A 13,620-nucleotide genomic window follows, 5' to 3' on the forward strand; every position below is an offset into this window, starting at 1 on the left:
GGGTCTACGGCCTCGTCATCGACCAGCAGTCCGCCGGCAACTTCGTACCCCTCAACGGTGCGGACAACTGGCTGCACTTCCTCCTGGGTGTGGGCATGATCGCCCTGGCCCTGCTGCTGACGCGCGACAACACCCGCAAGACCGCACGCGCATAATCCTCCCGCCGGCACTCCGGCAGGAACGACGGGAAGGCCCCGGGACCTCGTGCCCGGGGCCTTTTCCGTCATCCGGTCCAGTCCGCGCCGGTGGAGCCCGCCGAATTAGGACACGCGGGTGTGACGTTATTTCTTGCACTGCTGGTTAGGAGAGCCTAACCTGAGATCGTGCCCCCGAAGATACCCGCCACCGCGCCCGCCCTCTCCGTCGCGGACCTGGGCATCTCCTACGGCACCCAGCGGGTCGTCGAGTCCGTCTCCCTCGACCTCACGCCCGGCACGGTCACGGCCCTCATCGGCCCGAACGGCAGCGGCAAGTCCACGCTGCTGCGCACCATCGCCCGCCTGCATGCGCCCGACGCCGGGACCGTGACGCTCGACGACGGTGCCGACGTGCTCGCGCTCTCCCCCCGCGAGTTCGCCCGCACCATCACGCTGCTGGCCCAGAGCCGCCCCGTGCCCGGCGGACTCACCGTCCGGGAGGTCGTCGGCTTCGGCCGCCATCCGCACCGCAGCCGCTGGACGGGCCAGGACCCCGAGGGCGCCGCCGCCGTCGGACGCGCCCTCGAGCTCACCCGCACCGCGGAACTCGCCGACCGCCCCGTCGCGGCGCTCTCCGGCGGGCAGGTACAGCGTGTCTGGCTCGCGAGCTGCCTCGCCCAGGACACCGGGGTGCTGCTCCTCGACGAGCCCACCACCTACCTCGACCTGCGCTACCAGGTGGAGATCCTCGACGTCGTCCGAGACCTCGCGACCGACCACGGGGTGACCGTCGGCGTGGTCCTGCACGACCTCGACCAGGCCGCAGCCATCGCCGACACCGTGGTGCTGCTCGAGAACGGTGCCGTGATGGCGCGGGGCACGCCCGTGGACGTCCTCACCCCCGAGAACCTCTCCCGCGCCTACGGCGTGCGCGTCGACGTCACCGTCGCGGGCGGCACCGTCTCGACGCGCGCCGTCGGACGCCACAACGCGACCCCCCTGAGCCTCAGCGCACCCGCCGCCTCCTGATCCACCCGCGCACCGTGCGCTCCGAAGAGAAATGAAGACGATGACACAACCGAAGATCCTCGCTGCCCTGGCAGCGGTGGCCCTGCTCTCCCTGACCGCGTGCGGCACCACCGAGGAAGCCACCGGCAGCACGCCCACCGAGGAGGCCGCGGCCGGCGGGAGCATCACGGTCACCGACGCCCGTGGCAAGGAGATCACCCTCGACGGGCCCGCCGAGCGGGTGGTCGCCACGGAATGGAACGCGGTCGAGAACCTCGTCTCGCTCGGCGTCATGCCGGTCGGCGCCGCGGACGTGGAGGGCTACGCCCAGTGGGTCAGCGCCGAACCGCTCGACGGTTCCGTCACCGACGTCGGGGTGCGCGGCGAGCCCAGTATCGACACCCTCGTGTCCCTCACGCCCGACGTCGTCATCGTCACCGACCAGCTCGCCGAGGGCGCGATCGAGCAGATCGAGAAGACCGTGCCCGTCGTCGTCGTGCCCGGAGGTGACGCCACCGACAACATCGGCCAGATGTTCGACAACCTCGACCTGATCGCCACGGTCACCGGCACCGAGGACCAGGCCGCCGAGCTGAAGTCCGGGTTCGAGGCGAAGGTCGCCGAGGGCAAGGCAGCCATCGAGGAGGCGGGCGGCGCCGGGACCCCCGTGGCCTTCTCCGACGCCTATGTCGACGCCGGCAGCGTCTCGATCCGCCCCTTCACCGAGGGCTCACTCGTCGGCAGTGTCTTCGGCCGGCTCGGTCTCGCCGACGCCTGGACCGTGGAGGGCGACGCCGCCTACGGCCTGGGGCAGACCGACGTCGAAGGCCTCACCGCCCTGCCGGAGGACACCGCCTTCTGGTACCTCGCCAATGATGCCTTCGGCGACCCCTACCAGGAGCAACTGGAGGACAACGCCGTCTGGACGTCGCTACCCTTCGTCGAGGCCGGCCAGGTGACGCGCTTCCCCGACGCCCTCTGGACGTTCGGCGGCCCCAGTTCCATGGAGCAGTTCATCGACGCGGCCGTCGACGCCGCCACGGCGCGGGCAGCGAAGTAGCCCCGTGCCGCCGGCGACGCTGACCGGGTCCGCTCCGCGCCCGGCCCGGGCCGAGGGCCCGCGCCCCGGAGTGCGGCCGGCCGTCGCCGGCGGCCTGCTCGCCGCCGCAACCGCGATCCTCGCCCTCGTGCACATCACGCAGGGCACCTCGAGCGTCGGCGCGGCGGACATCCTCGGCCTGCTCCTCGGGAACGACGACGCCACCACGGGGGACGTCGTCGCGGCCAGCCGCATCCCCCGCTTGGCGGCCGGACTGCTCGTCGGAGCGGCACTCGGGGCGGCGGGCGCCGTCATGCAGTCCGTCTCGCGGAACGCCCTCGCCTCGCCCGACACGCTCGCGGTCAATGCGGGCGCGCATCTCGCCGTCGTCGCCGTTGCAGCCGTCGGCCTGCAGGTACCCCTGCTCGGATCCGTGGGCGTGGCCTTCCTCGGCGGGCTCGGTGCCGCCGCCCTCGTCCTCGCGCTCGCGGGGGCCGGACAGTCCTCGAGCGTGCGGCTGGTGCTGGCCGGCTCGGCGATCGCGCTCGCGTTCCACGCCCTGACCAGCACCCTGCTGCTGCTGTTCTCGCAGGAGACGCGCGGCCTCTTCGCCTGGGGCTCGGGATCCCTCGGGCAGAGCGGGCTCGAGAAGTTCGTGGTCCTCGCACCCCTGGCCGGCGCCGCCCTGCTCGTCCTGCTCGCGAAGTCGCGCTCCCTGGACCTGCTGACGCTCGGCGACGACCAGGCCCGCGTGCTCGGCATCAACGTGCGCGGCACGCAGGTCACCGCGATCGTCCTCGCCATGCTGCTCTCCGCCGCGGCCGTCACCGTCGCCGGGCCCATCGGCTTCGTGGGGCTCGCCGCTCCCGCGGTCGTCCGCCTCGCGGTTCCCCTCATCCCGGGCCTGCACCGGCACATCGCCCTCATCCCCGCCGCGGCGCTGATGGGGGTCTTCCTCGTCCTCGGCGCCGACGTGCTGCTGCGCGCCGTCGTCGGCGCCGAGAGCGCGGTCGAGGTGCCCACCGGCGTCGTCACGACGGTCTTCGGCGCCGCCTTCCTCGTGGTCCTCGCCCATCGCATGCGTTCGGACGGTCCCACCCGTGAGGCCCGCTCCGTCTCCCTGCGGACCGTCGGGGCGGCCCGCAGCACGGCGGTGCTCGTGGTCCTCGCGGGGCTGCTCGTCGCGGTGACGATCGCCGGGTTCCTGCTGGGCGACGCGAAGCTCCTCCTCGGTGACATCGCCAACTGGGTGTCCGGCCAGGCCGGGCCGGTCGTGTCCAGTGTCATGGACGCCCGGGCACCGCGTGTGGGTGCGGCCCTCCTCGCGGGCGCCTCCCTCGCCCTGGCCGGCACCGCCATCCAGGCCGTGACCCGGAATCCGCTCGCGGAGCCCGCGATCATCGGCGTCTCGGGCGGGGCCGGGGTGGGCGCGGTCCTCGTCATCACCCTCGTGCCGCTGGCCGGCTTCTGGACCATGAGCGCCGCGGCCGGCGTCGGTGCCGCCGTCGTCGCCCTCATCGTGTTCGGGCTGTCCTTCCGGGGCGGCATGCAGGCGGACCGCCTCGTCCTCATCGGCATCGGGGTGTCCGCCGCAGCGACCGCCGTCATCACGCTGCTGATCGTCCTCACCGACCCGTGGAACGAGTCGAAGGCACTGACCTGGCTGTCCGGATCCACCTACGGCCGGTCGCTGCAGCACCTCGTGCCGATGGCCGTGGCCCTCCTCATCGGCCTGCCCGTGATCGCGTCCCTCTCCCGCGCGCAGGACCTGCTGGCCCTCGACGAGGACACACCGCGCCTGCTCGGCGTGCAGGTGCCGCGTGCCCGGGTGGTCCTGCTCGCCGCGGCGGTGCTGCTCACGGCGTCGTCGGTGGCCGGGATCGGGGTGATCGGCTTCGTGGGCCTCGTGGCGCCGCACGCCGCGCGGGCGCTCGTGGGGGCGTCACACCGGCTCATCCTCCCGACGGCGATGCTGCTCGGGGCGATCCTCGTCTGCCTCGGAGACCTCATCGGCCGGACGGCGATCGCCCCGGCGCAACTGCCTGCGGGGCTGCTCACCGCGCTGCTCGGGGCGCCCTACTTCATCCACCTGCTGTTCCGGAGCCGCCTCGGACGCTGAGGGCCGCCGAGCGGCCCAGGGCCCGCGCCAGGAATGCGGACGGAAGCTGTCCGGTGTCCCGGTGCCCCCGCGTCACGGTCCGGGCACAATCGGCAGATGACCCTGCGCTGGTATTCCACCGTCATCGAATCCACCGACCACCGCGCCCTCGCGCGCTGGTGGGCCGAGGCGCTGGGCTGGGAGGTGATGTTCGAGGACGACGAAGAGGCCGTCCTCGTGCCCCCCTGGGCCCGCGAGCTGGGCCCGAAGCTCTCCTTCGAGCAGGTGCCGCCCGGCCTCGTGTTCGTGGCGGTGGAGCACGAGAAGCGGGGGAAGAACCGCCTGCACCTCGACTTCGCGCCGCATACCAGCCAGGACCGGGGCGCCGAGATCGGCCGCCTGATCGCGCTCGGCGCCCGTCGGATCGACATCGGTCAGGGACCCGACGTCAGCTGGGAGGTCCTGGCGGACCCTGACGGCAACGAGTTCTGCGTGCTGTCCTCGAGGGACCAGTAGGACGCAGAGAGGACGGCAGTCACCTCCGGAAGGACTCCGGTGACTACCGTCCTCTCGACGCGCCGGCCGCCTCGATCGAGGCCGCCGGGGACTGCCTACAGCTCGACGCGTTCCGTCTCGATGACTTCCTTGCGCACCTGGCCGCTGACGACCTCGTCGTGGGTGCGCGCCTCGCGACGCACGCGCACGCGCTCGATCGGCACCACGTCCATCTCCACGCGGGGCTTCTCCTCGTAGAGGACCACCTCGACGGTGTCGCCGTTGAAGGCCGTCTCGACGGCGGAGTAGAGGCGCTCGCGCTCGGCCTCGGTGTAGGAGTTCTGGCCGTCGTCGTAGAACGGGACGCCGTCCTTGACGGGTACGCGCTCGACGACGAGCTCCTCGCGGCGGATCTGCACCGTCATGGTGACGTCCTCGGTGACCACGCGCTTGACGAGGCGGACGCGCTCGGTCTCGCGGATCTCCGTACCCACGCGCAGCTGCTCCTCGGAGCGTGTCATGGAGTAGTCGCCCTCGGGGCGGGACGACTGCGTGCGGGTGCGGTCCGTGTCGCGGCTGCGGTCCGTATCGGCGCGATCGGAATCGGCCGTGCGACCGGAGTCGGCGATGCCGGCGGTGGCAGCGGCCTGGTCCGTCCCGGCGTCGTCCTTCGGCGCCATGAGGCCGTAGTAGCGCAGGAGGTGCTGCTCCTCCTCGGGGCTCAGATGCCCGTCCAGGGACATCTTCGGGGAGTCGTAGACCTTGGCGTGCGTATAGGGCAGGCGGACGTCGCGGCCCGCGAGCGCCGCCCCGCGCAGCGGCGCGAAGGACTCGGGGTTGCCCATGGTGTGGGTGGCCACCGTGACCCAGCTCGGCTCGCCCGTGGCGTCGTCGACGTACAGCTGGCCCATGGGACCGAGGACGGCGCCGTCTTCGCTCAGCACGTTGGCGCCGGCGTTCATGGCATCCTTCATCTGTTCAAGCGTGATCATGATTGCCCTTTCGAGGAGTTGCTTTCCTTCACCGTAGGGCCCACCCGAAGCGATAGCAAGCATGCTTACTACTCGGTCTGCACTTCATAATCCACGAACCCTCGGCGATCGGTCCCGACGGTCCTAGACTGTGCCGCATGCACCTCCGGCGGAGATCCCTTCGGGCGGCGCGCGTCTCCGACGAATCGCACCGCGTCACCACCTTCGAACTCTTCTTCGACCTGGTCTTCGTGTTCGCCCTCACGCAGGTCACCGGCTTCATGGCCCACGAGCACTCGTTCCTCGGAGTACTGCAGGGCATGATCATCCTGGGGCTGCTCTGGTGGTCCTGGGTGTCCTACTCGTGGCTCGGCAACCAGACGCACGTGGACGAGGGCATCATGCGCCTCGGCCTGTCCGTCGTCATGGTCGCCATGTTCATCGCTGCACTCGCCATCCCCGAAGCCTTCCACGACCTGGCGGGCGGTCTCAGCGGCCCCCTCGTCCTCGCACTGGCGTACTTCGTCGTGCGCCTGATGCACCTGACGCTCTACCTGTACGCGGCGATGGACGACAAGCCGCTCCAGCGCCAGGTCCTCAAGACCTCCGTCGCCATGTTCTCCGGCTCCGCCCTCATCCTCGCCGGCGCGGTGATCGGAGGGACGGCGCAGACCTGGTTCTGGCTGGCCGGGCTGGCGCTCGACATCACCCTCACCTACCTCACGTCCACCCACGGGGACTGGCGCCTGCCCTCGGCGGCGCACTGGACCGAGCGTCATGGGCTGGTCGTCATCCTGGCGCTCGGCGAATCGATCGTGGCCATCGGAGTCGGCGCCTCCAAGGAACCGGTGAGCGTCCCCATCCTCCTCGGCGCGGTGTTCGGGATCGCCCTGTCCGTCTGCCTCTGGTGGCTGCACTTCGACGTCACGGCGATCGCCGCCGAGCACCGCTTCGCCGCCCTGCGCGGCGAGGAACGCACATCGGCCGCCGTCGACGCCTACACCTATCTGCACCTGCCCCTGGTGGCCGGGATCATCCTCTCGGCGTTCGGGGTGGAGGACGTCCTCGCGCACGTCTACGACACGGAGGATTTCGGCCTGCTCGGCTCGTTCGCGCTCTTCGGCGGAGCCGCCCTGTTCCTGCTCGGCAGCTCGGCCTTCTGGCGCCGCATGGCCGGCTACTGGAAGAAGCTGCGGCTCGTCGGCACCGCCGTCCTGCTCCTGCTCGTCCCCGTCGCCGCACCGCTCGCGCCCCTGGCGGCCCTCGCCCTCGCGGCCGCGATGGCCGCGGCACTCGTGGCGGCGGAGAGCACGCTGTACGGCGAGGCGCGGGCGTCGATCAGGGAACAGCACGCCAACGGCGGGCACTGACCGCCGGCAACGCCCTAGGAGTCGTGCCGCAGGGCGTAGCCGGAGCTCGGCAGGGAGTCGATGCTCCAGTCGGCGTGCGACGCCGGATGGTCCGACGGCACGTCCGCGCCGACGATCCGCAGGAGATACCGCGCCAGGAGTGCGGTGAGGACGATGACCAGGAGGATCAGCAGAATGTTCATGCGTCGATCCTGATCCTGCGGGTCGACGAAAAAAAGTGGCAGAAACGACCCGTAACGCTCAAAAACTGCCATACTTCTTGCATGCTCACCAAGGTTGCCGTGATCGTCCTGCCGAGCCTCCCCGTCTTCGAGTTCGGCGTTGTCTGCGAGGTGTTCGGGATCGACCGCTCGGCGCTCGGCGTGGGCCTTCCCCCCTTCAACCTCCGCGTCTGCACGCCGGTGCCCGGCATGGTCCGGACGTCGTCGGGTGTGGCCCTGCAGGTGGACGACGACCTCACGGGTGTCGCCGACGCCGACCTCGTCATCATGGCCCCCTTCTCGGCCGGCACCGTGGTGCCCGCCGCCGTCCTGGAGGCCCTCCGGTCCGCGGACCGCCGCGGCGCCCGCATCTTCTCCGTGTGCTCGGGGGCGTTCGCCCTCGCCGAGGCGGGGCTCCTGGACGGCCGCTCCGCGACGACGCACTGGCGGTACACGAAGAGCCTCGCCGACGCCTACCCGGGCACCCACGTGGACGAGAACGTCCTCTACGTGGAGGACGGCAACATCCTCACGAGCGCCGGCACGGCCTCGGGGATCGACGCGAGCCTGCACCTCGTCCGGCAGGAGTTCGGGCCGAAGGCGGCGACGGCGATCGCCCGCGGCATGGTGGTCCCTCCGCACCGCGACGGCGGCCAGGCCCAGTTCATCGAGCGGCCCATCCCCACCGAGTGCGGCGCGTCCATGGAGGAACTGCTCGTCTGGCTCGGCGACCACCTGGACCAGGACATCTCCGTGGCGACACTCGCCCGGCGCCTGCACATGAGCGAACGGACCTTCGCCCGGCGGTTCCGCGCCGAGACGGGGACGACGCCGGCGGCCTGGCTCACCGGGCAACGACTGCTGCGCGCCCAGTCGCTGCTGGAGGAGACGCGGCTGACCGTCGACGCCGTCGCCCGGGCGGCCGGCTTCGGCCAGGCCGTGCTGCTCCGCCACCATTTCCAGAAAGCCCTGGGCGTCAGCCCCGCCGCGTACCGCCGCACCTTCCGGGGATCGGACAAGGGGTGCGACCTCGACCTGCACGAGCTCGAGGAACAGTTCGGCGCGCACACCCTCAGCCGGTGAGCCTGCGGATGACGAGGAGGACCACGGGCAGGTAGAGCACCCCGGCAAGCGTCTGCAGCGTGATCGTCGAGGCCATGAGCCGCGCATCGCCGCCGAGCGCCCTCGCCATGACGTACGCCGAGGACGCCGTGGGCAGGGACAGGAACAGGATCACCGTGGCGGCGGGCTCCCCGGTGAGGCCCAGCAGCAGGCAGCCGGCGATCCCGAGGCCGGGCAGCACAGCGAACTTCACCGCGGTCGCCAGCACGACGGCGCCCGCATTGCTGCCCAGGCTGCGAAGATCCAGGGCCGCCCCCACGCACAGGAGGCCGAGCGGCAGCGACGCGCTGCCGAGGGCCCTGACGAACTCGGCGACGCCCGGCGGCAGCCCGACACCCGAGACGTTCAGCAGGATCCCGATGACGCAGCCGAGGATCAGCGGATTGGTCACGATGCTGCGGACGGTGCCGGTGAGCGTCAGCCGCTCCGATCCGTACCGCGCGAAGCCGAGCGTGCAGAGGACGTTCACGAGCGGCACGAGGACGGTGTTCGCGATCGCGGCGAGCGCGACGCCGTCGGGCCCGAAGAGGGCGAGGGCGATGGAGAGTCCGAGGTAGTTGTTGAAGCGGATGCTGCCCTGCAGCACGGAGGTGAAGGCGGGTCCGTCGAGGTCCAGCCACCGCTGCGCGAGCACGAGCCCGAGCGCCGTCAGGACGACCGGCCCGGCGAGGATCGGCGCCATCAGGGCGATCGGCAGTCCCGCGAGGTCCGCCGTCGCCGTGCCGCCGACGAACAGGGCCGGCAGGAGGACGAAGTAGCAGAGCCGCTCCGCGGGCGGCCAGAACGCGGGCGCGAGCAGGCTGCCTGACCTGAGGGCATAGCCGAGGGCGATCAGTCCGATCACCGGACCGAGCGCCACGAGGGTCTGCAGGATCACGAGGCCTCGCCCGCGGGCCGGACCCGGCGGGTCACCAGCCCTGTGCCACGAGCCAGTCGGCGGCCAGGGTGCTCCACTGCTCGGCGGCGCCCGCTCCCGTGGCCAGCCCGAGGCCGTGCTCGCCCTCGGCGAAGACGTGGAGGGCGTGCGGGACGAAGCGCGCGGCGAGCGCCTGCCCGAGGAGGTACGCATGCTCCACGGGGACGGCCTCGTCGGCCGCGGTGTGCCAGATGAAGAACGGCGGGGCGTCGGCCGTCACGAGGCGGTCCAGGGACGTCGCCGCGCGGAGCTCCCCGCCGGCGTCGGGCCCCAGCAGCTCGTCCTGCGAGCCGCGGTGCGTGGCGAGTTCCATCGACACCACGGGATAGCAGAGGACGGCTGCGTCGACGCCCTCCACCGCATCCACGGAGGCCGTCAGGGCCGCGTGTCCGGCGAGGTGCCCGCCCGCCGAGAACCCGAGCAGGGCCAGCCGTTCGACGCCGGCGGCGCGGACGCGGCGGATCTCCTCGCGGACGGCGTCGAGAGGGCCGGGGTGCCGGGTCTGCACGGGGTAGTGGAAGACGCTGGCCGAGAGGCCCAGCGAGCGCAGACGTTCGACGATCACCTCGCTCTCGGTGTCGGACAGCATGCCGTAGCCGCCTCCGGGCAGGACGATGACGTGAGAGGACTCCATCCCTCCACCGTACTGGCCGGTGGAGGGCGATGGCGGCGGACCCGCTCCGACCACCCCCGGAGGGCCGACCGATCAACGAAGAAAGCCCCCGGCCGGAGGGCCAGGGGCTTTCTCGTACGTCCGGACGCTCTGTCAGCCCTCGCACTCGGTGCAGTACTTGTCGCCGTTCTTCTCGCGCGCAAGCTGGCTGCGGTGATGGACCAGGAAGCAGGACATGCAGGTGAACTCGTCCTCCTGCTGCGGGATGACCTGGATCAGGAGTTCCTCATGTGAGAGGTCGGCTCCGGGGAGGTCGATCCCCTCGGCGGTCTCGCCGTCCTCGACATCGATCAGCGCGGTCTGCGTGGTCGCGCTGCGCTGTGCCTGGATAGCCTCGAGGGACTCATTGGCCGGCTGGTCTTCCGGACGGACGCGTGGTTCGTCGTAGTCGGTTGCCATGGGGGTAGATCTCCTTCTGTGGGCGGGAATACGCCCAGATGCCACTCTCAACCTCGGAAGAGGCGGAAGTATTCCATATACCGGGTGCAATATACCGGCTGCAACCGGAAATTCTCTCCACGCCCCGAACGGACGTCTTTCCACACTTCGATGTGACGGAACAGGGCCGGGCATGCTACACGGAGACGGGAGGCGCCGCCGTCGTAGGGTAGGTCCCAGTCCCCTCCCCGACGGTCCCAGGAGCTCCCATGGCATTGGCAATCGACCTCAGCGGCAGGACGGCGCTCGTCACCGGATCCACGCAGGGCATCGGCATGGCCATCGCGGCCGGCCTCGCGACCGCAGGCGCCCGCGTGGGGGTGAACGGCCGCAGCGACCGCAGCGTCGCCCGCGCCATGGAGAGCATCCGCCGGGACGTGCCCGACGCCGACCTCGTCGCGGTCGCGGCCGACGTCACCACGGACGACGGCGTCGCCAGGGCCCTCGGCGTCCTGCCCGCCGTGGACATCCTCATCAACAACCTCGGGATCTTCGGCGCCCAGCCGGTCCTCGAGATCGACGACGCCGAGTGGCGCCGATACTTCGAGGTCAACGTGCTCACCGCGATCCGCCTCACCCGCTCCTACCTGCCCGGCATGATCGACGCCGGGTGGGGCCGCGTCCAGTACATCGCGAGCGACTCCGCCGTCGTCATCCCCGCCGAGATGATCCACTACGGCGTCTCCAAGACGGCACTCCTCGGCGTCTCGCGCGGCTTCGCGAAGGAGGCCAGCGGCACCGGCGTGACGGTGAACTCGATCATCGCCGGGCCCACCCACACCGGTGGGGTCGAGGACTTCGTCTACCAGCTCGTGGACAAGGACCTCGAGTGGGAGGACGCGCAGCGGCAGTTCATGAAGGACCACCGCCCGCAGTCGCTGCTGGAGCGCCTGATCGAGCCGCAGGAGATCGCCAACATGGTCACCTACCTCGCCTCCCCCCTCGCGTCGGCCACCACCGGCGCCGCGGTCCGCGTGGACGGCGGATACGTGGACGCCATCCTGCCGTGAGCCGTACCCGAGTGCTCACCCCGGTCGGCGGGCTCGAGCCAGGTCCGATGGCCGCGATCCTCGCGAACCACGCCATCCCCGGCTGCGAGGTCTCGGGAACGGGCGAGTCCGGCCGCTCGCACACGCGCCTGCTCGCCACACCGGGCGGCCCTCGCCGCGTCACCGTCACCGTCCGGCCCGACGACGTCGAGCTCACCGCGGACACGGACGACGACGGCGAGTTCGCGCACCTCGTGCGCACCACGCGTGCGTGGCTGGACCTGGACACGGATGTCGCAGCCGTCGCGCGGGCATTCGACGGCGACCCGCTCCTCGGCCCGCTCGTGCGACGCCGTCCCGGTCTCCGCGCCGTCGGCTACCCCGAGGCCTTCGAGGCCGCGATCATGACGGTCCTCGGGCAGCAGGTGTCGGTGGCCGCGGGCGGCACGTTCGGTGGCCGGCTCGCCGCCGCCTACGGGACGCCCTCGACGGCGGGTCTCACCCTGTTCCCCACGCCGCAGGCCATCGCCGCGGCGCCGCACGGTGAGCTGCGCGACGCCGTCGGCGTGACCCGCACGCGGGCCGCGACGGTGCAGAACGTGGCGCGCGCCGTCGTCGACGGCCTGTCCCTCGACCCCGCCGGCGATCACGCGACGGTGCGGAAGGACCTGCTCGCCATCCCCGGGATCGGGCCGTGGTCCGCCGACTACCTCGCCGTGCGCGTCCTGCGGGATCCCGACGCCTTCACGCCGGGGGACCTCGTGGCACGCCGTGCGATGGGCAATCCGAGCATCCGGGACGCGGGACGCCGGTCGGAGGCGTGGCGGCCCTATCGGGCGTACGCCCTGTTCCACCTCTGGACGGCGGCCACGTACACCGGACCCTAGGCGGGGACCCTCCGGTCGCTGCGCAGCGCGATCTCGAGCTCGAAGCGGACCTTCGGATCCTTCAGGTCGTCGCCGAACAGCTCACGCAACTGCTGGACACGGTAGCCGACCGTCTGCCCGTGGATGCCGAGCTCCTCCGCGATGGGCGCCCGCTGACCCCAGTGCCGCAGCCAGGCCAGCAGGGTCTCCTCGAGCTTCGCGCGCTGGCCGTCGGGCAGGTCGGCGAGCGGGGCGAGCCTCCGGCGGGCCAGCTCCCCGACGGCCGACGGTTCGGCCGCGAGGACCACCTCGGTCATGTGCTCGTCCGCCCAGACCGGCCGCTCGTCCGCACCCTCGCGCGGCGGCAGCATGGAGGCGGCCAGCACGGCCAGGCGCAGCGACTGCGCCACCAGGTCGATCCCGCCCGCAGGCCCGATCGCGGCGCTTCGCCCGGTGAGCACGCGGTCGAGCTCGGCACGCTGCCACCCACCCCGTTCGGGGACCAGGGCGACGGCGTCCGTCTCGCGTTCGACGACGATCGTCCCCGGCCCGAGCCGCTGACGGATCCCCGGGGCGCGTTCGAGGGGCAGCGTCACCACGACGACCTGCGCGGGGACGGCCCAGTCCGCGAGGGACGCCGCCTGCCGGAGCGCTGTCTCGTCCGCCTGCCCGAGCAGGAGCAGCTCCAGCAGCTCGGCACGACGCCGGTCCACGGCCCCCGCGCGCTCCGACTGCTCGAAGGCGTAGGCCTCGGCGCTCACGGCGGAGAGTTCGTCGATGTAGGCCATGATCGATTCCCCGAGATCCACCACGACGGACGGACCGAGGCCCTCCTCCATGGAACGCCGCGACATCTCCCGGAACGTGACGCGCGCACCCATCCGGTAGGCGCCGAGCAGCGCGTCCATGCTGCGTCCCTGGCGGAACTCGCCCCTGCCGAGGCCCGCCACCAGCTGGCGGCTCTGGTCGGACAGCGCCGGCATCCCGGTGCCCGGCAGTTCGAGGAACCGCTCGAGCGCGGCGGCCACGCCCCTGCGCAGTCCGCGCCCGAAGTTCCCCTCGATGGGCCGGGCGTACGCGGGGACCAACTGGGGGACCGCCTGGATGATGGCCTCGACGAGATCCGGCGTGAGGGGCCTCAGCCGGTCGCTGACCTCGGGCGGGAGGGCGAGCCAGGGCGGCTCCGGAGGAGCGGTCACCATCGCGTCAGAACTCACGGGAACGACTCCGATCTGTTTCGTCAAGATAATTCTTCTGCCCCAACTCTATGCCACGGGTGCAGAGTATTAGCGGGAGAG

15 protein-coding genes are annotated in these 13,620 nt (G+C 71.6%); 9 read left to right on the forward strand and 6 right to left on the reverse strand.

The window, feature by feature from the left end; genetic code table 11:
- The 5 genes from CXQ97_RS11765 to CXQ97_RS11785 form a co-directional block, all read left to right on the forward strand.
- Window positions 1–155 (forward strand): DUF4383 domain-containing protein (locus CXQ97_RS11765; protein WP_146069638.1); only part of this gene is annotated, 155 nt, incomplete at its 5' end.
- Between the two features lie 168 nt (window positions 156–323).
- Window positions 324–1,166: an ABC transporter ATP-binding protein gene (locus CXQ97_RS11770; protein ID WP_104181065.1), complete on the forward strand. Its 843-nt coding sequence runs from the start codon at window positions 324–326 to the stop codon at window positions 1,164–1,166.
- Between the two features lie 40 nt (window positions 1,167–1,206).
- Window positions 1,207–2,205: an iron-siderophore ABC transporter substrate-binding protein gene (locus CXQ97_RS11775; RefSeq protein ID WP_104181066.1), complete on the forward strand. Its 999-nt coding sequence runs from the start codon at window positions 1,207–1,209 to the stop codon at window positions 2,203–2,205.
- A gap of 4 nt (window positions 2,206–2,209) precedes the next feature.
- The gene (locus tag CXQ97_RS11780; protein WP_219815411.1) at window positions 2,210–4,303 is read left to right on the forward strand and encodes an iron ABC transporter permease; all 2,094 of its coding nucleotides are present in this window, start codon (window positions 2,210–2,212) and stop codon (window positions 4,301–4,303) included.
- A 96-nt stretch (window positions 4,304–4,399) separates the two neighbouring features.
- Window positions 4,400–4,798 (forward strand): VOC family protein, encoded by a 399-nt coding sequence (locus CXQ97_RS11785; RefSeq protein WP_104181067.1) that lies wholly within the window; start codon window positions 4,400–4,402, stop codon window positions 4,796–4,798.
- 95 nt (window positions 4,799–4,893) lie between these two features.
- Here the strand turns inward: CXQ97_RS11785 and CXQ97_RS11790 are convergent, their stop codons facing one another.
- On the reverse strand, window positions 4,894–5,769 hold the full coding sequence (locus tag CXQ97_RS11790; protein ID WP_181035059.1) for a YsnF/AvaK domain-containing protein: 876 nt from the start codon (window positions 5,767–5,769) through the stop codon (window positions 4,894–4,896).
- 137 nt (window positions 5,770–5,906) lie between these two features.
- On the opposite strand from CXQ97_RS11790, the gene CXQ97_RS11795 reads away from it, so the two are divergent.
- Entirely contained in the window at window positions 5,907–7,118 is a 1,212-nt protein-coding gene (locus tag CXQ97_RS11795) for a low temperature requirement protein A (RefSeq protein WP_104181069.1), read from the forward strand.
- 14 nt (window positions 7,119–7,132) lie between these two features.
- Here the strand turns inward: CXQ97_RS11795 and CXQ97_RS19870 are convergent, their stop codons facing one another.
- Window positions 7,133–7,300 carry a hypothetical protein gene (locus tag CXQ97_RS19870; RefSeq protein WP_181035060.1) on the reverse strand — a complete coding sequence of 56 codons (168 nt, stop codon included), beginning with the start codon at window positions 7,298–7,300 and terminating at the stop codon, window positions 7,133–7,135.
- Window positions 7,301–7,381: 81 nt separating this feature from the next.
- On the opposite strand from CXQ97_RS19870, the gene CXQ97_RS11800 reads away from it, so the two are divergent.
- Complete coding sequence (locus CXQ97_RS11800) at window positions 7,382–8,401, forward strand: GlxA family transcriptional regulator (protein WP_104181070.1); 1,020 nt, start codon at window positions 7,382–7,384, stop codon at window positions 8,399–8,401.
- On the opposite strand, the gene CXQ97_RS11805 is transcribed toward CXQ97_RS11800, so the two are convergent.
- The 3 genes from CXQ97_RS11805 to CXQ97_RS11815 form a co-directional block, all read right to left on the reverse strand.
- On the reverse strand, window positions 8,391–9,317 hold the full coding sequence (locus tag CXQ97_RS11805; protein ID WP_104181071.1) for an AEC family transporter: 927 nt from the start codon (window positions 9,315–9,317) through the stop codon (window positions 8,391–8,393). The genes CXQ97_RS11800 and CXQ97_RS11805 overlap by 11 nt on opposite strands.
- A gap of 31 nt (window positions 9,318–9,348) precedes the next feature.
- Window positions 9,349–9,990 (reverse strand): alpha/beta hydrolase, encoded by a 642-nt coding sequence (locus tag CXQ97_RS11810; protein WP_104181072.1) that lies wholly within the window; start codon window positions 9,988–9,990, stop codon window positions 9,349–9,351.
- Between the two features lie 132 nt (window positions 9,991–10,122).
- The gene (locus tag CXQ97_RS11815) at window positions 10,123–10,428 is read right to left on the reverse strand and encodes a DUF4193 domain-containing protein (protein WP_104048589.1); all 306 of its coding nucleotides are present in this window, start codon (window positions 10,426–10,428) and stop codon (window positions 10,123–10,125) included.
- Window positions 10,429–10,682: 254 nt separating this feature from the next.
- Here CXQ97_RS11815 and CXQ97_RS11820 point away from each other — a divergent pair, with 254 nt between their 5' ends.
- Complete coding sequence (locus CXQ97_RS11820; RefSeq protein ID WP_104181228.1) at window positions 10,683–11,477, forward strand: SDR family NAD(P)-dependent oxidoreductase; 795 nt, start codon at window positions 10,683–10,685, stop codon at window positions 11,475–11,477.
- Window positions 11,474–12,343 carry an AlkA N-terminal domain-containing protein gene (locus CXQ97_RS11825; RefSeq protein ID WP_219815412.1) on the forward strand — a complete coding sequence of 290 codons (870 nt, stop codon included), beginning with the start codon at window positions 11,474–11,476 and terminating at the stop codon, window positions 12,341–12,343. The genes CXQ97_RS11820 and CXQ97_RS11825 overlap by 4 nt, the downstream gene beginning before the upstream one ends.
- On the opposite strand, the gene CXQ97_RS11830 is transcribed toward CXQ97_RS11825, so the two are convergent.
- On the reverse strand, window positions 12,340–13,524 hold the full coding sequence (locus tag CXQ97_RS11830; protein WP_104181073.1) for a CdaR family transcriptional regulator: 1,185 nt from the start codon (window positions 13,522–13,524) through the stop codon (window positions 12,340–12,342). The genes CXQ97_RS11825 and CXQ97_RS11830 overlap by 4 nt on opposite strands.
- Window positions 13,525–13,620 lie beyond the last annotated feature (96 nt).

The organism is Arthrobacter sp. B0490 (assembly GCF_002929355.1).
Lineage (GTDB): Bacteria > Actinomycetota > Actinomycetes > Actinomycetales > Micrococcaceae > Arthrobacter_D.